The sequence below is a fragment of the Saezia sanguinis genome, from assembly GCF_003991585.1.
GTDB classification, from domain to species: domain Bacteria; phylum Pseudomonadota; class Gammaproteobacteria; order Burkholderiales; family Burkholderiaceae_C; genus Saezia; species Saezia sanguinis.
Map to the genome: position 1 here is coordinate 1 of NZ_PQSP01000083.1, position 270 is coordinate 270.

At 37.8% G+C, this 270-nt stretch carries 1 pseudogene; it reads right to left on the reverse strand.

Annotated elements, in window-relative coordinates:
- A pseudogene (locus tag CUZ56_RS15080) lies at window positions 1-270 on the reverse strand (class 1b ribonucleoside-diphosphate reductase subunit alpha); the annotation flags it as partial.

The window sequence follows — 270 nt, forward strand, 5'->3', positions numbered from 1 at the left end:
ATCAAATTCAAAGAAAGTTTCATGACGCTCTTTGGCAATCCTTACTGATGCTTTGATGGAATAATAATTCAGTGTCATGAAAAATGTTGATGTGAAATCTAATGCTTCTTCATCTCCATAATACATCTGATGTTGTGCAAAATATGCTGCCAGTCCCATAGCACCCAAACCAATGGCATGCTTTTCATGATTACCTTTAGCAATTGATGGTACAACATCCAACTTTGATGTATCTGAAACGTAGGTCAGCGCACGTACCATAGCATCAAC